22 protein-coding genes are annotated in these 18384 nt (G+C 68.1%); 12 read left to right on the forward strand and 10 right to left on the reverse strand.

Translation table 11 applies throughout. From position 1 onward, the window contains the following. The first annotated feature begins 275 nt into the window (after window positions 1–275). The 5 genes from E5A74_RS16455 (at window position 276) to E5A74_RS16475 (ending at window position 3606) form a co-directional block, all read left to right on the forward strand. Window positions 276–596 (forward strand): hypothetical protein, encoded by a 321-nt coding sequence (locus tag E5A74_RS16455; protein WP_135986730.1) that lies wholly within the window; start codon window positions 276–278, stop codon window positions 594–596. 52 nt (window positions 597–648) lie between these two features. Further along, a complete protein-coding gene (locus E5A74_RS16460; RefSeq protein ID WP_135986731.1) occupies window positions 649–1536 on the forward strand; it encodes an SDR family NAD(P)-dependent oxidoreductase in 888 nt (295 codons plus the stop codon). Between the two features lie 52 nt (window positions 1537–1588). Further along, on the forward strand, window positions 1589–1846 hold the full coding sequence (locus E5A74_RS16465) for a hypothetical protein (protein ID WP_135986732.1): 258 nt from the start codon (window positions 1589–1591) through the stop codon (window positions 1844–1846). A gap of 67 nt (window positions 1847–1913) precedes the next feature. Further along, complete coding sequence (locus E5A74_RS16470) at window positions 1914–3035, forward strand: hypothetical protein (RefSeq protein WP_135986733.1); 1122 nt, start codon at window positions 1914–1916, stop codon at window positions 3033–3035. Between the two features lie 73 nt (window positions 3036–3108). Continuing rightward, window positions 3109–3606 carry a nuclear transport factor 2 family protein gene (locus tag E5A74_RS16475; RefSeq protein WP_135986734.1) on the forward strand — a complete coding sequence of 166 codons (498 nt, stop codon included), beginning with the start codon at window positions 3109–3111 and terminating at the stop codon, window positions 3604–3606. A gap of 98 nt (window positions 3607–3704) precedes the next feature. Here the strand turns inward: E5A74_RS16475 and E5A74_RS16480 are convergent, their stop codons facing one another. After that, window positions 3705–4043, reverse strand: a complete 339-nt coding sequence (locus tag E5A74_RS16480; RefSeq protein WP_135986735.1) for a DUF2794 domain-containing protein — start codon at window positions 4041–4043, stop codon at window positions 3705–3707. Beyond that, window positions 4043–4750 (reverse strand): serine O-acetyltransferase EpsC, encoded by a 708-nt coding sequence (gene epsC / locus E5A74_RS16485; protein WP_135986736.1) that lies wholly within the window; start codon window positions 4748–4750, stop codon window positions 4043–4045. Before epsC ends, E5A74_RS16480 begins: the two co-directional genes overlap by 1 nt. 155 nt (window positions 4751–4905) lie before the next feature. On the opposite strand from epsC, the gene E5A74_RS16490 reads away from it, so the two are divergent. From E5A74_RS16490 to ahpF, 3 genes are all read left to right on the forward strand, one after another. After that, window positions 4906–5664, forward strand: coding sequence for a sulfite exporter TauE/SafE family protein (locus E5A74_RS16490; RefSeq protein ID WP_135986737.1), 759 nt, complete (start codon window positions 4906–4908; stop codon window positions 5662–5664). Between the two features lie 225 nt (window positions 5665–5889). Next, window positions 5890–6453: an alkyl hydroperoxide reductase subunit C gene (gene ahpC, locus E5A74_RS16495; RefSeq protein WP_135986738.1), complete on the forward strand. Its 564-nt coding sequence runs from the start codon at window positions 5890–5892 to the stop codon at window positions 6451–6453. Window positions 6454–6654: 201 nt separating this feature from the next. Further along, window positions 6655–8235, forward strand: coding sequence for an alkyl hydroperoxide reductase subunit F (ahpF, locus tag E5A74_RS16500; RefSeq protein WP_135986739.1), 1581 nt, complete (start codon window positions 6655–6657; stop codon window positions 8233–8235). Between the two features lie 36 nt (window positions 8236–8271). Here ahpF and E5A74_RS16505 read toward each other — a convergent pair whose 3' ends face one another. After that, the gene (locus E5A74_RS16505; protein ID WP_135986740.1) at window positions 8272–9207 is read right to left on the reverse strand and encodes a hypothetical protein; all 936 of its coding nucleotides are present in this window, start codon (window positions 9205–9207) and stop codon (window positions 8272–8274) included. Window positions 9208–9323: 116 nt separating this feature from the next. On the opposite strand from E5A74_RS16505, the gene E5A74_RS16510 reads away from it, so the two are divergent. Both E5A74_RS16510 and E5A74_RS16515 read left to right on the forward strand, forming a co-directional pair. Continuing rightward, the gene (locus E5A74_RS16510; protein WP_135986741.1) at window positions 9324–10223 is read left to right on the forward strand and encodes a hydrogen peroxide-inducible genes activator; all 900 of its coding nucleotides are present in this window, start codon (window positions 9324–9326) and stop codon (window positions 10221–10223) included. Between the two features lie 21 nt (window positions 10224–10244). Further along, window positions 10245–11255, forward strand: coding sequence for a cupin-like domain-containing protein (locus tag E5A74_RS16515; RefSeq protein ID WP_135986742.1), 1011 nt, complete (start codon window positions 10245–10247; stop codon window positions 11253–11255). Between the two features lie 91 nt (window positions 11256–11346). On the opposite strand, the gene E5A74_RS16520 is transcribed toward E5A74_RS16515, so the two are convergent. From E5A74_RS16520 to pgsA, 3 genes are read right to left on the reverse strand one after another with little or no spacing between them, the layout of a single operon-like run. Then, a complete protein-coding gene (locus tag E5A74_RS16520; RefSeq protein ID WP_135986743.1) occupies window positions 11347–11793 on the reverse strand; it encodes a molybdenum cofactor biosynthesis protein MoaE in 447 nt (148 codons plus the stop codon). Next, on the reverse strand, window positions 11790–12041 hold the full coding sequence (moaD, locus tag E5A74_RS16525) for a molybdopterin converting factor subunit 1 (protein ID WP_135986744.1): 252 nt from the start codon (window positions 12039–12041) through the stop codon (window positions 11790–11792). Before moaD ends, E5A74_RS16520 begins: the two co-directional genes overlap by 4 nt. Continuing rightward, window positions 12041–12595, reverse strand: coding sequence for a CDP-diacylglycerol--glycerol-3-phosphate 3-phosphatidyltransferase (pgsA, locus tag E5A74_RS16530; RefSeq protein ID WP_135986745.1), 555 nt, complete (start codon window positions 12593–12595; stop codon window positions 12041–12043). The genes moaD and pgsA overlap by 1 nt, the downstream gene beginning before the upstream one ends. 153 nt (window positions 12596–12748) lie before the next feature. On the opposite strand from pgsA, the gene E5A74_RS16535 reads away from it, so the two are divergent. Further along, a complete protein-coding gene (locus tag E5A74_RS16535; protein ID WP_135986746.1) occupies window positions 12749–14041 on the forward strand; it encodes an MFS transporter in 1293 nt (430 codons plus the stop codon). A gap of 10 nt (window positions 14042–14051) precedes the next feature. Here E5A74_RS16535 and E5A74_RS20965 read toward each other — a convergent pair whose 3' ends face one another. Together E5A74_RS20965 and E5A74_RS16540 are read right to left on the reverse strand one after the other, a co-directional pair. After that, window positions 14052–14219 carry a hypothetical protein gene (locus tag E5A74_RS20965; RefSeq protein WP_166745610.1) on the reverse strand — a complete coding sequence of 56 codons (168 nt, stop codon included), beginning with the start codon at window positions 14217–14219 and terminating at the stop codon, window positions 14052–14054. A 104-nt stretch (window positions 14220–14323) separates the two neighbouring features. Next, window positions 14324–15328, reverse strand: a complete 1005-nt coding sequence (locus tag E5A74_RS16540; RefSeq protein ID WP_135986747.1) for a LacI family DNA-binding transcriptional regulator — start codon at window positions 15326–15328, stop codon at window positions 14324–14326. Between the two features lie 139 nt (window positions 15329–15467). Here E5A74_RS16540 and E5A74_RS16545 point away from each other — a divergent pair, with 139 nt between their 5' ends. Then, window positions 15468–16286, forward strand: a complete 819-nt coding sequence (locus E5A74_RS16545; RefSeq protein WP_240699856.1) for a kinase — start codon at window positions 15468–15470, stop codon at window positions 16284–16286. Here the strand turns inward: E5A74_RS16545 and hutC are convergent. Next, window positions 16270–16980 carry a histidine utilization repressor gene (gene hutC, locus E5A74_RS16550; RefSeq protein WP_135986749.1) on the reverse strand — a complete coding sequence of 237 codons (711 nt, stop codon included), beginning with the start codon at window positions 16978–16980 and terminating at the stop codon, window positions 16270–16272. The two genes, E5A74_RS16545 and hutC, sit on opposite strands and share 17 nt — an antisense overlap. Continuing rightward, complete coding sequence (locus E5A74_RS16555) at window positions 16977–18344, reverse strand: formimidoylglutamate deiminase (RefSeq protein WP_135986750.1); 1368 nt, start codon at window positions 18342–18344, stop codon at window positions 16977–16979. Before E5A74_RS16555 ends, hutC begins: the two co-directional genes overlap by 4 nt. Window positions 18345–18384: the final 40 nt, after the last annotated feature.

The following is an 18384-nucleotide window of genomic DNA, read 5'->3' on the forward strand; positions in this document are numbered from 1 at the left end:
CGGCGCCCGCTCCGGCGGCCGCGCCCGCCGCAGCTGCGCCCGCACCCGAGCCGATGACGGCCGCCCCCCCGCCGCCCGCGCCGCAGAGCTACCCGCCCTGCTCGAAGACGGTGAAGGACCAGTGCCGCCAGCGCGGCGGCAAGTAATTCGTCGAAACCCATAAGGGTCGTCGCGGGGCGCTCCACCTTCGGGTGGGGCGCCTTTGCGCATGCGCGGCGGAAACCAGGCGGCCCTGCCGCGTTTGCTGCCCGGCGGGGAGACCATAGGAGAGCCTCATGAAGCTGATCATCCTCGCCGCCGCACTCGCGGCAAGCGGAACCGCCATCGCGCAGGAGATGCCGCAGCAGTCCACCACCACGACCACCACCACGACCGAGACGCGCGGCACGACCGGCGCCGGCATGGCCGCGGAAGATCCCAAAGGCGGCTATATGCCGAGCGCGCCGGCGCCGAGCGGCACGCCGATGCCGGGCCAGCCGGTGATCTTCGTGCCCTCGCCCTCCCCGAGCGAGGCCTATCCCGCCCCCGCCCCGCTCGATCACTATCCGATCTGCAAGCGCGGCCAGTTCGACAATTGCCGCCAGCGCGGTGGCTGACACGCGCCGGTCACCCGTCTAGGAAGCGCTCCTCGACCTTGAGGAGCGCTCCATGGCCATAAGTTTCGACAACCGCGTCGCGATCGTCACCGGTGCCGGCGGCGGGCTGGGCCGCGCCTATGCGCTCGAGCTGGCGCGGCGCGGCGCGAGGGTGGTGGTCAACGATCTCGGCGGCGCGCGCGACGGCACCGGCCATTCGGACGCGGCGCTCGCGGTGGTCGCCGAAATCGAGGCGGCAGGCGGCGAGGCGATGTCGAACGGCGGCAGCGTCACCGATTACGACCAGATGGTCGCGATGGTCGCGGCGGCGAAGGCGCGCTGGGGCCGCATCGACATATTGATCAACAATGCCGGCGTGCTGCGCGACCGCAGCTTCGCCAAGATGGAGCCGGAGGATTTCCGCTTCGTCATCGACGTCCATCTCAACGGCTCGGCCAATTGCACCAAGGCGGTGTGGGACACGATGCGCGAGCAGAATTACGGCCGCATCCTGATGACCGCCTCGTCGACGGGGCTGTTCGGCAATTTCGGCCAGGCCAATTACGGCGCGGCCAAGCTCGGGCTCGCCGGGCTGACCAAGACGCTCCATCTCGAGGGCGCCAAATACGGGATCAAGGTCAACACGATCGCGCCGGTGGCGGGGACGCGGATGACCGAGGACATCTTCCCCGAGGCCGCGTTCGCGGCGTTCGCGCCCGAGAATGTCGCCCCCGCCGCGCTGTTCCTCGTCTCCGAGGACGCGCCGACCAACATGATCGTCGGCGCCGGCGCGGGCGTGGTGCAGGCCGCCTATGTCACGCTCACCCAGGGCGCGAGGCTGGTCGAGGCGACTCCCGAGAGCGTCGCGGCGCAGTGGAGCGAGATCATCGACCGCAAGGGCGAGATCGTCCCCAATTCGGGCGCCGAGCAGACGATGCTGATCATGTCGAAGCTGCAATAGCGATTGCGCCCGGGCACATCGCGGCGCAGTCTCCGGCCCGGAGGCGCGGCGGATGCTCTTGCTGTTGGCATTGGTACAGGTGGTCGATCCCGACGAGGTCGTCACGGCGCCGCGCCTGTTCGCCAAACCCGAATGCCGCCGTCAGCTTTCCGGCGACGAGATCCTCGTCTGCCGCACGCGCGACCCCGATCGCATCGGGCGGACCGAGCCGAAACCCGATCCGATGACCGTCGACCGGCGCCCGAAGATCAGGATTACCGAGGGACTTTGCCTGCGGATCGGCTTCTCCTTCGGGCTCTCGGCCTGCTGAGGCGTCATGCCGTATTGTTTCACTAACACACCTGTGCTAGGCGTACCCCACAACAGGAGGATTGCCGATGTATAGCGAAAGCGACCTGGCAGGCGCTGTGGAGGCGGGAGCGATCTCCCCCGAAGCGGCGGCTGCGCTCAGAAACCATGTGGCGACGATACGCGCGACGCCGACCGTCGACGAAGAGAGCTTCCGGCTGCTGACCGGCTTCAACGACATCTTCGTCAGCATCGCGGCGGCGTTGATCCTCGTCGCGGTCGGCTGGATCGGCTTCTATATCGGCGGCAAGATCATGAACATCGACGCGCATGCCGGCCCGCGCCAGGTTGGCGTGGCGGTGGCGTTCGGGGGCTTCGCGGTGTCGATCACGAGCTGGCTGCTCGCCGAATATTTCACCAAACAGCGCCGCATGGCGCTTCCCAGCATCCTGCTGCTGCTCGGCTTCGCCGGCGGCTTCTTCGCCGGCCTCGGCGCGATCTGGGGCGCCAACGCGCCGTGGCTCGCCGAGCAGTTCAACCTCACCACCGACCTGCAGGAACAGCAGCTCGCCGGCGTGATCGGGATCATCGTGGGCATCGCCACCGCGGCCGCGACCTGGGTGCATTGGCGCCGCTTCATGGTGCCGATCACCGTCGCGGTCGGCGCGCTCGCGCTCGTCGCGGTCGCGGTCGGCGCGATCACCGCGTTCTTCCCCGCCTCGAAGGACGCGCTCAATCCGATGCTGCTGATCGCCGGCGTGCTGGTCTTCGTGTTCGCGATGCGCTGGGACATGTCCGATCGCGAGCGCCGCACCCGCCGCTCGGACGTCGCCTTCTGGCTGCACCTCGCCGCCGCGCCGCTGATCGCGCACCCGGTCTTCCACATGCTCGGGGTGTTCGACCACCGGATCGGCGTGCCGATGGCCGGCGTGGTGATCGCGCTCTACGTGGCGTTCGCCGCGGTGGCGCTGGCGGTCGACCGCCGCGCGCTGCTCGTCTCGAGCCTCGTCTATGTGCTCTGGGCGATGTTCGAGCTGTTCGAGCAGAGCGGTGCCGTCGAGCTCGCCGCGGCGCTGACCGCGCTGGTGATCGGCTCGGCGCTGCTGACCCTCTCGGCCTTCTGGCAACCGATGCGCCGCAGCGTGATCGGCCTGCTCGGCAAGGATCTCGAGGGGCGGCTGCCGCCGACGCAACAGGTGGCGATCGCCTGAGGCCGCGCCTATCCAATACCGGGCCCGGGAGGCGACTCCCGGGCCTTTTGCACGACTGAAGGGGAGAAGAGCATTGGCTGGATATCGCGGGTTTTTCGCCCTGGGTACGACACTGGCGCTGGCAGCCATGGCGGCGCCGGCGGCGGCGCAAAGCGCCGAAGACGCGCCGCTGATCGCGTTGGTCAACAAGTTCGTCGAGGCCGAGCGCCAATACGACCAGAAGCAGATCGCCGCGCTGATCACCGATGACTATGCCGAGGTGTCGCCGCTCGGCGAGCTCGACCTGCACGACGCGTTCCTCGGCTTCTACGCCCCCGACAAGAAGCGCGAAGTCCCCGCGACGACGCTGAGCGCGCCGCTGGTGCGGCGCTATGGCGACAGCGCCTCGATCATCACGACGATTTCCTTCCAGCGCCCCGGCCCCGACGGCCAGCCGCGCACCGCCTCGATCCGGGTCGGCTTCCTCGCGGTGAAGACGAAGGACGGCTGGAAGCTCGCCTCGGCGCAATATACGCCCGAGCGGCCCAAGGCGCCGGCAGCACCGGCCGCGCCGGCGGCACCGGCGAAGTAACACCCCCTCCTGCACGGGGGGCGCTTCGGCGCGCAAGGTCTCGTCGAGACATCCCCCACCCCACCGCCTCCCCTGAAGGGGAGGGGCCAGAGGGGGTTCTAGTCGCCGACCAGCTTCATCAGCCGGCGCTCGACCGGCGCGAGCACCGGGCCGAGATCATGGCCGCGCTTGAGCACCATGCCGGCTTCGTGGACCAGCGCCCACATGCCCTGACGGTTGCGCAGCGCGGGGCGCTTCTCGATCCGGTATTCGGGGTGCTCGGCAGCGCGGCGAAAGGCGGCGAACACCGCGGCGTCGTGATCGAACTGGATCGCATAATCGCGCCAATGCCCCGCGGCGACCATGCGGCCGTAGAGATCGAGGATGCGGGTCAATTCGAGACGCTCGAAGCCTACCTGGCTGGGACGACCGATCGGGAGCGGCGTGACGATACCCATCAGGCGCGATCGCGGCGCCCCGTGTCGCTTTGCGGCTCGCCACCCGCCTCGCGCGCCTCGATCATCGCGTCGAGCCGCTTGCGCAGCGTCTCGAGCTCGCAGCGCATGATCTCGAGCTTCTGGGTCGACGGATCGAACAGCTCGCTGCACGGCGTGCCATAGGGCACGAAGTCCTTCTGCCACGTCCGCGCCTCGACCAGCGTCGGCTTGGCCGGGATGCCGACCATCACCGCGCCTTCGGGGACCTCCCGCGTCACCACCGCATTGGCGCCGATCCGCGCGCGCGCGCCGACGGTGATCGGGCCGAGCACCTGCGCGCCCGAGCCGATGATCACCCCGGTCTCGATCGTCGGGTGCCGCTTGCCCGCGACGCCATTGTCGGGGCTGGTGCCGCCGAGCGTGACGCATTGGTACATGGTGACGTCGTCGCCGATCTCGGCGGTCTCGCCGATCACCACGAAGCCATGATCGATGAAGAAGTTGCGGCCGATCGTCGCGCCCGGGTGGATGTCGATCGCCGTCATCCAGCGCGACCAGTGATTTACCGCGCGGGCAAGGAAGAACCAGCCGCCCTTGTAGAGCCGGTGCGCGATCCGATGATAGAAAACCGCCCACACGCCCGGATAGAGCAGGATTTCGGCACGGCTGCGCGGCGCGGGATCGCGCGCGTGAATCGAATCGAGATAGGCCTTCAAGCGACGGAACATGGCCGGTTCCCCTTTGCCGCGCCCATTTAATGCACAAAGCGCCCGATTTCCAGAACGTCCCCTCTCCGGACTTGTCCCGGCTAAACACGATGTATCTTGTGGGAATTCGACCCGCACGGCATTCCTGCGCGTCCAACTACGGATGAAGGGCGCGGATGATCTTCGGAATTGACCTCACGGCGCTTCTCCCGTTCATCGCCGTGGGCTTCGCCGCGCAGATGGTCGACGGGGCGCTGGGCATGGCGTTCGGCGTCATCTCGAACACGCTGCTGCTCAGCCTCGGCGTGCCGCCGGCAATGGCATCGGCCGGCGTCCATACCGTCGAGACCTTCACCACCGCGGTTTCGGGCATCAGCCACGCGCTGCACAAGAACGTGAACTGGAAGCTGTTCCTGCGCATCGCCGTGCCCGGGGTGATCGGCGGCGCGCTGGGTGCCTATGTGCTCTCCAACATCCACGCGGCGACCGCCAAGCCGTTCATTCTCGCCTATCTGACTGCGATAGGCCTGTACCTGCTCTGGCGCAGCCGCCATTATCCGCCGCACGAGCGCAGCCCCAAGATCGTCGAGCCGCTCGGGCTCGCCGGCGGCTTTCTCGACGCGGCGGGCGGCGGCGGCTGGGGCCCGGTGGTGACGAGCAACCTGCTCGTCCAGGGATCGAGCCCGCGCACCACGATCGGCACGGTCAACACCGCCGAATTCTTCGTCACCGCCACCATCTCGGCGACCTTCATCACCCAGCTCGGTCTCAAGGCGTTCACCGTCGCGACGATCGGGCTGCTGATCGGCGGGGTGATCGCGGCACCGCTCGGCGCGCGGCTCGCCAAGCGCGTCGAGCCCAAGACCTTGATGCTGATGGTCGGCGTGGTGCTGACGCTCACCAGCGTCTACAATTTGTATCTCGCGCTGCGCTAAGTCTTTTCGCTGCGTTGCAAAATGGCCTTGGCCGCCCCGAGGGGCGTCCGGGCCATTTTCATATCTGCGAAGTTCGGCAGGTAACGCATTGCGCGTTCAGTCGATCATTCCACCTAGATTGAGTGACGCAATCGATCAGCGCAAGTGAGGCTTCCCATTTCAAACTGCGGTGCAGCGCGCCTATATGCCGCATCGCAACACCACGTCCATTGGAGGAAAATTCGCATGGCGCTCATCGGAAGCACGATTCTGCCGTTCACCGCACAGGCCTATAAGGAAGGCAAGTTCGTGCAGGTCACCGATGCCGACACCCGCGGCAAGTGGGCGGTGTTCTTCTTCTACCCGGCCGACTTCACCTTCGTCTGCCCGACCGAGCTCGAGGACCTCGCCGACATCTACCCGACGCTGCAGAAGATGGGCGTCGAGGTCTATTCGGTGTCGACCGACACGCATTTCAGCCACAAGGCATGGCACGACACCTCGCCGGCGATCGGCAAGATCAACTATTACATGCTCGGCGACCAGAACCATGTCCTCAGCACCAACTTCCAGGTGCTGCGTGAAGGCCAGGGCCTTGCCGACCGCGGCACCTTCGTCGTCGATCCCGAGGGTGTGATCCAGCTGGTCGAGATCACCAGCGAAGGCGTCGGCCGCAACGCCGCCGAGCTGCTGCGCAAGATCAAGGCTGCGCAGTATATCGCCGCACACCCCGGCGAAGTCTGCCCGGCCAAGTGGGAAGAGGGCGAAGAGACGCTCGCGCCTTCGCTCGACCTCGTCGGCAAGATCTAACCGTTAAGGCGCCCTCCCCTCCCCCCTTTGTGGGGGCGCCGATTCGGCCCGGGGTGGACCACCATCCCGGGCCGTTTTCTTCTCGGCCCTGGCCATCGTGCTCCTGCGGAAGCAGGAGCCCAGAGCCACGGGCGGCGAATCTCGTAACCCTGGGCTCCTGCTTTCGCGGGAGCACTGGCTGATCAAGTTTTGGAGTACCTCATGCTCGACGCCAATCTGACGCAGCAGCTCAAGACCTATCTGGTCAACATCCGGCAGCCGATCGAGCTCGTCGCCAGCCTGGGCGACGACGCCAAATCGGGCGAACTCGAGCGGCTGCTGGGCGACATCGCGGCGCTCTCCGACGACATCAGCGTCGTCCGCAAGGACGATGCCCGCAAGCCCAGCTTCATGATCCGCCGCGCCGGCACCGATATCGGCGTGCGCTTCGCGGGCCTGCCGATGGGGCATGAATTCACGTCGCTGGTGCTCGCGTTGCTGCAGGTCGGCGGGCATCCCTCGCGCGCCGCGCAGGAGCTGATCGAGCAAGTGAAAAATCTCGACGGCGATTTCGCATTCGAGACCTATTTCTCGCTGTCGTGCCAGAATTGCCCCGACGTGGTGCAGGCGCTCAACCTGATGGCGGTGCTCAATCCGCGCATCAAGCACGTCGCGATCGACGGCGCGCTGTTCAAGAACGAAGTCGAAACCCGGAAAGTGATGGCCGTGCCGACGGTGTTCCTCAACGGCGAACCCTTCGGCCAGGGCCGGATGGAGCTCGAGCAGATCGTCGCCAGGCTTGACACCGGCGCCGAGGCGCGCGCGGCCGAGCGGATCAAGATCAAGGATGCGTTCGACGTGCTCGTCGTCGGCGGTGGTCCTGCCGGTGCGGCGGCGGCGATCTATGCGGCGCGCAAAGGCATCCGCGTCGGCGTGGCGGCCGAACGCTTCGGCGGGCAGGTGCTCGACACGATGGCGATCGAGAATTTCATCTCGGTGCCGCACACCGAGGGGCCGAAGCTCGCGGCGCAGCTCGAGCAGCACGTCAAGGATTATGACGTCGACGTGATGAACCTGCAGCGCGCCGAGAAGCTGATCCCGGCGCCGACCGAAGGCGGGCTGCACGAAGTGAAGCTCGCCAATGGCGCGAGCCTCAAGGCGCGGACGGTGATCCTTTCGACCGGGGCGCGCTGGCGGACGATGAACGTGCCCGGCGAGGACGCATATCGCAACAAGGGCGTGGCCTATTGCCCGCATTGCGACGGCCCGTTGTTCAAGGGCAAGCGCGTCGCGGTGATCGGCGGCGGCAACTCCGGCGTGGAAGCCGCGATCGACCTCGCCGGTATCGTCGCGCACGTCACGCTGATCGAATATGACGGCGATCTGCGCGCCGACGCGGTGCTTCAGCGCAAGCTGGCGACCCTGCCGAACGTCAAGGTGATCACCTCGGCGCTGACCACCGAGGTGCAGGGCGACGGCGAGAAGGTGACCGGGCTGGTCTATAAGGATCGCAACCACGGCACGTCGCACGAGATCGCGCTCGAAGGCATCTTCGTCCAGATCGGGCTGGTGCCGAACACCGAGTGGCTCAAGGATTCGGTCGCGCTGTCGAACCGCGGCGAGATCGAGATCGACGCGCGCGGCGAGACCTCGCAGCGAGGCATCTTCGCCGCGGGCGACGCGACGACGGTGCCGTACAAGCAGATCGTCATCGCGATGGGCGCAGGCTCGACCGCGGCGCTCTCGGCGTTCGACTATCTGATCCGGCTGCCGGCCGAGGAACTGGTCGAAGCGGCGGCGTGATATCGCAGGGGCGTCCCGGTGACGCCCCTGCCCTCGTCAAGCGCGACTCGCATAGAGCTCGGCGAAGCGTTCCGCCGCGCCATCCATTTCAGTGGCGAGGTGCTGCAAGCCGGGATCGGTCTGCACGTCCTCGATAAACTTGGCCAGATCGACGCGCGCGATCGTGCGAAGCGCCGCTTGTCGGTTTTCCTCGAGCAGGAACGGGCTTTCCGCTACCGGCGGATCGAAATTGCCCGAATAGTTTCCTCTCAGCGCATGCGACCAGTTCCAGCTAACGGCGAAGGGCCACCCCTCCGGGAACTGTGCCGGCTGGGTGATGGCACCGCTGAGGATCGGGTGCGCGCCGATCAGCCAGAAGAGAATTTGCGCCATCCAGTAGCGATCCTCGATGGCGAACACAGACTCCAGCCATGGTTCGACCGCCCCGGCATCGAGATATTTCAGGCGGAAGAAGAGCGAGGCCGACAACAGACAGTCGCAGTCGCTCAGGCCGCCACTTTCCGACGCAAACCTCGTTCCATTCCGCCAGAGGTGCGGCGACATGACGTAGCGCCCGAGCGTCGCGAGTGCGTCGACGCGGAAGAGCGGATACGGCCCCCGTCCGACCGGATCGGGATGCTCTGCCATGAAGCCTGTGATCAGCAGTTCGGCGAGCGAGCGGCTGTAGGGGCCCGGCGGGCGCTGGAGCAGGCGCGGCAGGAGATAATGATACCAGTCGGTCCACTCGTCGCGCGGGCCGAAGCAGCTCGCTCCGGTGGCAATCTCCACGAGCGGAGGCACGATCTGCGTATCGGTGAGTGCGGCGAGGTCTCCGAGCAGCTCTGGATAGGTCTCGCGCTGCTCGCTCATGAACCAGGCTTCTCCCATCGGCTCCCTGGGTCTGGGAAATGCGGCGCACATCCGCTCCAGCGCGGCGGCATGGGGGCCTTGGCCCGGCTCCCAGTGGAAGATCGAAGGGTCGAAGGTGGTCATGCAGCGCAGATAGCGCAGGTCGCCGACCCCAGCCAATCGCGGCGGCGGTCTGAGACAGGGTTGGATAGATCGTACGAAACGCTTACTTGAATGATAATCATCGACAGGGACGATCAGTGGCCGCAACCTACCTCCCCACGCTCAAGCAGCTCCAGTATCTCGTCGCGCTGCACGATGCGGGGCATTTCGGGCGGGCGGCGGAGGCGTGCTTCGTCACGCAATCCACCCTCTCCGCCGGCATTCGCGAGCTCGAGACGCTGATCGGCGTAGTGCTGGTCGAACGGACGCGGCGGGTGGTGCGGTTCACGCCGCTCGGCGAGCGGATCGTCGACAAGGCGCGGCGGGTGCTGCGCGAGGCGGACGAGCTGGGCGATCTCGCCCGCGCCGCCGGGCGGCCGCTGTCGGGCGAGATGCGGATGAGCGTGATCCCGACGATCGCGCCCTTCCTGCTGCCGCGCATCCTGCCGCGGCTGCGGCGCGAATATCCCGACCTCAAGCTGTTCCTGCGCGAGGAGACCAGCGGCCAGGCCTGCGAGCAGCTCCACCATGGCCGCACCGATTGCGTGCTGCTCGCGCTCCCCTTCGCGTGCGGCGAGGTCGAGGCCGAGCGGCTGTTCGACGACCGGCTGTTCGTCGCCTTTCCCGAAGGCGAGATGGACCCGACCCCGACGATCCGCCCCGCCGATATCGACGCCAACCGGCTGCTGATGCTCGAGGACGGGCATTGCCTGAAGGACCATGCGCTCGCCGCATGCAACCGCCCCGAGCTGCGCGCCGAGGCGACGATGCTCGGCACGTCGCTCCACACCATGGTGCAGATGGTCGACAACGGGCTCGGCGTGACGATGCTGCCGCAAATGGCGGTCGATGCCGGCATCCTCGACCATACCCATGTCACCGCGCGGCCGCTCGAGGCCGACAATGCCGCGCGGCACATCGCGCTGGTCTGGCGCAAGGCAAGCCCACGCGAACGCGATTTCCGGCTGCTCGCGAAAGTGCTGGCGGACGCCGCCTGAGCGCGCCACAGTCGCGCGCCTATGACGCTCCCCACGCCGCGACCCGTCCGCGAATGGCACGATGTCGATCGCTCGCGCTTCCGCGACGAGATCATGCCGCTCGGCCAGCCGGCGCTGCTGCGCGGACTGGTGCGCGACTGGCCCGCGGTGCAGGCGGAATCGATCGCGGACTATCTGCGCGGCTTCGACCTGTCGTCCAATTGCGAGGTGCTGATCGGCGCGCCGTCAAGCGGCGGGCGCTTCTTCTATGGCGACGATTTCGGGGTGATGAACTTCCAGAAGCGCGAGGCCGCGCTCGGCGCGCTGGTCGACCGGCTCGAACAGGCGGCGGGCGAGGAATCGCCCCCCGCGCTGGCCGGGCAGGCGCTGATCATCCCACAGATCCTGCCGGGCTTCGCCGCAGATAACCGGCTGGCGCTGGTCGACGACGGCGTCGCGCCGCGGATGTGGATCGGCAGCCGCGTGATCGTCGCCTGCCATTACGACACGCTGAGCAACATCGCCTGCGTCGTCGCGGGGCACCGGCGCTTCACGCTGTTTCCGCCCGAGCAAGTGCGCAACCTCTATGTCGGGCCGTATGAATCGACCCCGGCCGGCGCGCCGGTCAGCCTCGTCGATTTCGATGCGCCCGATCTCGAACGCTTTCCGCGCTTCGCCGAGGCGATGGCGACCGCGCAGCACGCCGAGCTCGCACCCGGCGACGCGCTCTACATCCCCTATATGTGGTGGCACCACGTCCGCTCGCTCGACGCGTTCAACCTGCTGGTCAATTACTGGTGGAGCGAGGCCGAGGGCGCGGTGCTCGCGCCGCTCGACTGCTTCGTCCACGGGCTGCTGTCGCTGCGCGACCTGCCCGAGGAGCAGCGCGCGGCGTGGCGCGCGATGTTCGAGCATTTCGTTTTCCGCGCGGATGGCGATCCGATGGCGCATCTGCCCCCGGAGACACAGGGCGTGCTGGGCCATACCGCGCCCGAGCGCGCACGGGCGCTGCGCCAGCATCTGGCGCAGATGCTGGCGGCGCGGGCGGGATAAGGCCGGCGTGCTCCGGCGAAGGCCGGAGCGCGGTGTGATCCAGCCGTTAGCTTTCCGCCACGGCTCCGGCCTTCGCCGGAGCAAAGCGAGGTTATTGGCCGGCTTCCCAGCGGGTCGCCGCATCCACGTCTCTGGCGCGCGCATCGACCCAGCGGGCGGCATCGCCCAACTGCTCGCGTTTCCAGAAGGGCGCGTCGGTCTTGAGCCGATCGATCAGGAAGCCGCAGGCGTCGAGCGCCTCGCGGCGATGCTGCGCCGCAGTGCCGACGAACACGATGCGATCGCCCGGCACCATCACCCCGACGCGGTGGACCATCGTGACCGCGAGCAGCGACCAGCGCGCGCAGGCGGTCTCGGCGAGCGCGATCAGCGCCTGCTCGGTCATGCCGGGATAATGCTCGAGCTCGAGCGCGGTGACGCCGTCGTCGCCGCGGACCACCCCGGTGAAGGTGGCGAGGCCGCCCGCGCCGCGCTCCTCGAGCGCGGCAAGCTCGATCGCGACCTCGATCGGCGCGGAGTCGATCGAGACGCGGATCATCCGCCGGTGACCGGCGGGAACAGCGCCACTTCGCGCGCGGCGCCGAGCGGCGCATCGAGCGGCACGAACTTCTGATCGATCGCGGCGCGGAGCCGCTCGGGCGCGCGCATCGCCTCGGCATGGCCGGGGCTGCGCGTCGCGAGCCAGCCGATCAGATCGGCGACGCTGCGCACCTCCGCGGGCGGCTCGACCTGCTCCTGCCCCATGCCGATGCGCTCGCGCACCCAGGCGAAGTAGAGCAGGTCCATCAGCTGTCCATGTGCTTGAGGCCGACGCGCAGATAGTCCCAGCCGGTGATCAGCGTGAGCGCGGCCGCGCCCCACAATCCGGCGACCGCGACCCGCTCGAGCCACCAGATGTCGGGCAGCGCGCCGGCGAGGATCAGCCCGCCGATCGCGACGAGCTGGAGCGTCGTCTTCCACTTCGCGAGCTGCGACACCGGCAGCGACACGCGGATCCCGCCGAGGAACTCGCGCAGCCCCGAGACGGCGATCTCGCGGACGAGGATCACCAGCGCCGGAATCAAATGGACCTCCACGAGCACCCCGCGCCCGGCAAGGATCAGCAGCACCGCGGCGACCATGATCTTGTCGGCGATCGGATCGAGGAAGATGCCGAGCTTCGAGACCGCGCCCTGCGCCCGGGCGAGATAGCCGTCGAAATAATCGGTGATGCCCATCAGGCAGTAGATCGCGAAGGCGATGGCGTAGCCCGCGCGCCAGTCCGGCCACCAGAGAAAGGCCGCGAGCAGCGGGACCGTCACGATCCTCGACAGCGTCAGGATGTTGGGGAGCGTCAGCATGCGCCCTGTCCTAGCACCGCTGGTGCGCCGGCCGAAACCATCTTCGTCATGGAGGAGGGACGCACATGGCGGTTGATACGTTCCGCATCGCTCGGCTATGCGGGCCCGTCATTTGGCGGGGCGGTGCCCCGCATTTCAAGGACGTGGCAGGATATGATCGGTGCGCTCGGGTTGATGAGGGAGCGCCGCTTCCTGCCTTTGTTCGTCACCCAGTTCCTCGGCGCCTTCAACGACAATCTGTTCAAGAACGCGATGATCTTCTTCGCGACCTATCAGATCTACAATTCGGTCGAGGCGGAGACGCAGTTCAGCGCGATCGCCACCGGGCTGTTCATCCTGCCCTTCTTCCTCTTCTCCGCGCTCGCCGGGCAGATCGCCGACAGCTACGACAAGGCGAAGATCATGCGGATCATCAAGGCCGCCGAAGTGCTGATCATGCTGATCGGCGCGCTCGGCATCTTTGTGAAGAGCCTGCCGCTGATGCTCGTCGCGCTGGTCGGCATGGGCATCCACTCGACCTTTTTCGGGCCGATCAAATATGCCGTGCTGCCGCAGCACCTCAACGAGGACGAGGTGCTGGGCGGCACCGGGCTCGTCGAGGCGGGCACCTATATCGCGATCCTGTGCGGCACGATCGCGGGCGGGCTGATCAGCCCGACCGTGGCCGCCTTCGCGGTGGTCGGCGTCGCGATCACCGGCTGGTTCGCCTCGCTCCGCATCCCGCCCGCGCCGCCGCTGACCAAATTGAAGCTCGACTTCAACATCTTCCGCGCATCGGCGCGGCTGATCGGCGCGACGATGCACATCCCGCGGCTCTATCTGGCGATCGTCGCGATCAGCGTGTTCTGGACGATCGCGGCGGTGCTCGGCGTGCTGTTCCCGCCGCTCGTCAAGAACGTGTTCCATGCCCAGAAGGACGTGGCGAGCGTGTTCCTCGCGATCTTCTCGGTCGGCATCGCGATCGGATCGGTGATCATCAACCGGCTGCTCAAGGGGCATGTCTCGGCGAAATACGCCACCGCCTCGGTGCTGGCGATGTCGGTGTTCGTCGTCGATTTCTTCTTCGCCGCGGCCTTCTTCCCCGGTGGCGACGGGCCGCTGCTCAAGACCGCGAACTTCCTCGCGCTGCCGCAGGCGTGGCGCGTGCTGTTCGATCTGGCGATGATCGCGATCACCGGCGGCATGTTCGTCGTGCCGCTCTACGCCTTCCTCACCACCACGGTCGACAAGTCGCAGACCTCGCGCACCGTGGCGGCGAACAACATCGTCAATTCGGGGGCAATGGTGGCGGGATCGGTGGGGATTCTCGGCTTCACCAACATCCCCGGCATCGACGTGGTCGATGCGATCTGGGTGGTCTTCCTGCTCTGCCTCGCCTCGGCATATTGCGCGTGGCGGCTCTACAAGGCCGAGGACCTGCCCCACGGGATCGATCCGATCCCCTGAGGCGCGCTCGCTACATGATGAAGGTGTAGAAGCAGACGAAAAACGCCGTGAAGCTCAGCCCGAACAGCTTCCAGTCGCTGTCGTCGCTGAGCTTGCGCTCGATCGCCGTGACGCGGCGCATCTGGCTGCGGAACGGGTGGCGGCGGGCAAGGCCCTCGGCGACGAGCTGAGTCTGCATCGCACGAGTTAACGCTTCGTTTACTTTTATGACCAGCCCGGAAGAGGGTTAACGCGCGTCCTCGTGCGGGACACGCATGCCGCGGCAGCACTGCAATCCCATGGTTAACGTGGTGCCGGACCGGTGGTCGCGCGGACCATGAGCTTGTGCTCGAGCGTCACCTGCTGCCCGGTCTCGGGCGAGAGCATCAGATCCGCTGCCGCATAGGCGAGCTCGCGTACCGGCTGGCGCATCGTGGTGAGCGGCGGCCACACCGCCTTGGCCAGATCCGAATCGTCGAACCCCGCGATCGAGAGCTGGCCGGGCACATCGATATCGCTCTCGTGCGCGGCCGCGAGCACGCCCGCCGCCATATCGTCATTGCCGGCGAAGATCGCCGTCGGACGCGGACGGCGCTCGAGCAGCTTGCGCGCCGCCTCGCCGCCCGAGGTGAAGCTGTTCTCGCCGGCGACGACGAGATCCTCGTCGAAGGCGATGCCGTGCGCGGCGAGCGCCTCGCGATAGCCCTGCAGCCGCTCCCAGGTGGAAACGTGGCTGTCGAGCCCGCGGATGAAGCCGATCGCGCGATGGCCGAGCCCGATCAGATGCTCGGTCACCTCGCGCGCCGCGGCGACGTCGTCGATCGTCGCCGCCATGCCGGCTTCCTTGCGCGCGCCGGGCGCGATGCGGACATAGGGCAGCCCGCGACGATCGAGCTCGTCGAGCAATGCCGGGATCTCGGTGACCGGCGGCGACAGGATCACGCCGTCGAGATGCGCCTCGTCGATCAGCGCCATGACGTTCGAGACCAGATCGGGCGACTGGCTGTCGACCGGCTGGAGCAGAAGGCGATAGCCGAGCTCGCTGCAGCGCTGCTGCGCGCCGGTCTGGACGTGATAGACATAATAGGGGCTGGGATTGTCGTAGAGCAACGCCACCTGGAACGAGCGCCGCCCCGCCAGCGTGCGCGCGGCATGGCTCGGGCGGAAATTGAGACGCGCGACGACCTCCTCGACGCGCCGCCTCGTCTCCTCGCTGACGTGCTTCTCGTTGTTGAGAACGCGGCTGACGGTCTTGAACGACACGCCTGCGATCTTCGACACTTCCTTGATCGTCGGACGGCTGGACATTGCACACCCCCGGCCGAGGCGAAGGGCGCCGGCCCTGCACGGGCATATTTGACAGCGCTGGCACCGCGCAAGCACTGATATGTGCACAAAGTGCAAGCGAGGGACTTTCCGATGCGCGGCGGCGCGCCACGATCCGGCGATGGGTGAAGTAGCGGACGCGATCGCGGCGATGCTGCCGGCACGGTTCGGCGCCGGTGCGCGGGCGCCGTACGTGCTCGGCATCGCCGGCGCGCAGGGCAGCGGCAAATCGACCGTCGCGGCGCAGCTGGCGGAGCGGCTCGCTGCCCGCGGGCTCCGCTGCGCGCTGCTTTCGCTCGACGATCTCTATCTCGACGGCGTCCGCCGGGCAGCGCTGGCGGCGCAGGTCCACCCGCTGCTGCGCACCCGCGGGGTGCCGGGCACGCACGATGTCGCGCTCGGGCTGGCGATCCTCGAACGGCTCGGCGCGGCCGGACCGGTGGCGTTGCCGCGCTTCGACAAGGCGCGCGACGAGCCGGTGCCGCGCGCGCAATGGCCGCGGTTCGAAGCGCCGGCCGATGTGCTGATCCTCGAAGGCTGGTGCCTCGGCGCGCGCCCGCAATCGCCGGGGATGCTGGCCGTGCCGGTCAACGCGCTCGAGCGCGAGGCCGATGCCAGCGGCGCATGGCGGGGCTATGTCAACGACCAGCTGACCGGGCCCTATGCACGGCTGTTCGATCGCATCGACGGGCTGGCGCTGCTCGCGGCGCCCGATTTCGCCACGGTCGCCACATGGCGGATCGAGCAGGAGCACGGCTTGCGGGCGCGCTGCGCGGCCGAGGGGCGATCAACCGAAGCGGTGATGTCGGACGCGGAAGTACGGAGCTTCGTCGCCTATTTCCAGCGGATCACCGAGCAGATGCTCCTCGACGCCTCGGCCGATCGCGTGATCCGCCTCGATCGGCAGCGGCAGATTCTGGCGATCAGCCCTGCGCGGTGAAATGCGCGGTGAGATCGAAATTATCGCCGTGGAACACGGTGCGCACCCAAGTGATCGATTCGGTCTCGCGCCACGTCCAGCGCTCGAGCGCGAGGCACGGCTTGTCGGCGGGCACCGCGAGCAGCGCGGCCGCATCGCCGGCGGCGACCGCAGTGATGCGGTGCTCGGCCTCGGTCCAGGGCACATGCGCGAGCAGCCAGCTGCCGGGCGGGGTTTCGGCGAAGTCCGCATCGGCGGCGGCGGGTACCGAGGCGAGGCTGATCAGCCGATCCTCGACAGCATAGGGCCGGCCGTCGGCGAGATGGACGCAGCGCAGCGCCAGCAGCTTGCCGCGCGGCGCCGGGCGCAGCACCGCGCCGCGTGCACTGCCGAGATCGAGCGTCTCGCGCGCGATCAGCCGCAGCGCATAGGCATGGCCGCGCTTCTCGATCTCCTCGCGGATATCGGGGATCTGCAGCGCCGCCATGTGGATGCGCGGCTGGGTGACGAACGAGCCGCGGCGGCGCTGGCGGGCGATCAGCCCGGCGCTCGCCAGCGCCGAGAGCGCCTTGTTCACGGTCATCCGCGAGCAGCCATATCGGGCCATCAGTTCATGCTCGGCCGGAATGCGATCGCCGGGATGCAGCTCGCCTGCCATGATCCGGCCTTCGATCGCGCTGCGGATGATCTGGTAGAGCGGGCGCGCCGCGCTCATCGCGCCGCGATTCCGAGCGCGGCGAGCGTCGTCGCATAGCGCCGCACCACCGCGTCGCGCGCGACATGCCGCCCGCCCCGCACCCATTGCTTGCCGCCGCGCCAGACACCGTCGATCATGCCGCCGCCATTGGCGAAGACGAAGGCATCGAGCAATGCGTCGCCCGCGCGCCCGGCCAGCGTCGGATGCGCGCGATCGAGCGTGACGAAATCGGCGCGCGCGCCCGGCGCCAGCTCCGCCTCCGCGACGCCCAGCGCCTGCGCGCCGCCGCGCCGCGCCGCATCGAACAGCGTGCGCCCGGTCGACGGGCAATCGGGGCGCGACAGCAGGTTGCGCGCGCGCTGGAGCAGCCGCTGCGAATATTCGAGGCTGCGCAGCTCCTGCGCGCAATCGATTAGTACGTTCGAATCCGAGCCGACTCCGAAGCTGCCGCCGGCTTCGAGCAGCGCGGCGGCGGGGAAGATGCCGTCGCCGAGATTGGCCTCGGTGATCGGGCACAGCCCGACCACCGCGCCGCTGCGCACGATGCCTGCCAGCTCCTCGGGCGTGACATGCGTGGCGTGGACGAGGCACCAGCGCGAGTCGACCGGCGCATGATCGAGCAGCCAGGCGACCGGGCGCTGGCCCGAATGGCGCAGGCAATCCTCGACCTCGTCGGTTTGCTCGGCGATGTGGATATGGATCGGGCGCTCGCCGGCGATCGCCACCGCCGCGGCGAGCCCTTCCGGCGTCACCGCGCGCAGGCTGTGCGGCGCGACGCCGACCCGGGCGTCGGCGAGGCTTGCGACCGCTCCGCGTGACGCCTCGATCAGCCCGGCGTAACCGTCGATGTCATGGACGAAGCGACGCTGCTCGGGCCTGGGCGCAGCGCCACCGAACCCTGAGGTCATATAGAGCACCGGTAAGAGCGTAAGCCCGATCCCGGTCTCGGCCGCCGCGGCGGCGAGGCGCGCGCCCATCTCGGCGGGATTGGCGAAGGGCGTGCCGTCGCGATCGTGGTGGACGTAATGGAACTCGCCGGTGCGCACGAAGCCGGCCTCGAGCATCTCGACAAAGGCGAGCGCCGCGATCGCCTCGAGCGCGTCGGGGCCGATCGCGTTGGCGAAGCGGTACATCAGATCGCGCCACGTCCAGAAGCTGTCCGCGCCCGGCCCGCGCCGTTCGGCCATCCCGGCCATGCCGCGCTGAAAGGCATGGCTGTGGAGATTGGCGACTCCGGGCAGCGCGACACCGGCGCGCGCGTCGCCGGGCTCGGGCGCCGCGTCAACCGCGAGCGTGGCGATCCGGCCGCTCTCGACCGTCATGCGCACCCGCTCGGCCCACCCCTCCGCCAGCAGCGCTGCCTCGAACCACCAGCCTTGCATCGCTCTCTCCGCGCCGTTCGCCGACAAATGTATAGACATT

Origin of the sequence: Sphingomonas naasensis, from assembly GCF_004792695.1 — a bacterium.
In the GTDB taxonomy this organism is placed as follows: domain Bacteria; phylum Pseudomonadota; class Alphaproteobacteria; order Sphingomonadales; family Sphingomonadaceae; genus Sphingomonas; species Sphingomonas naasensis.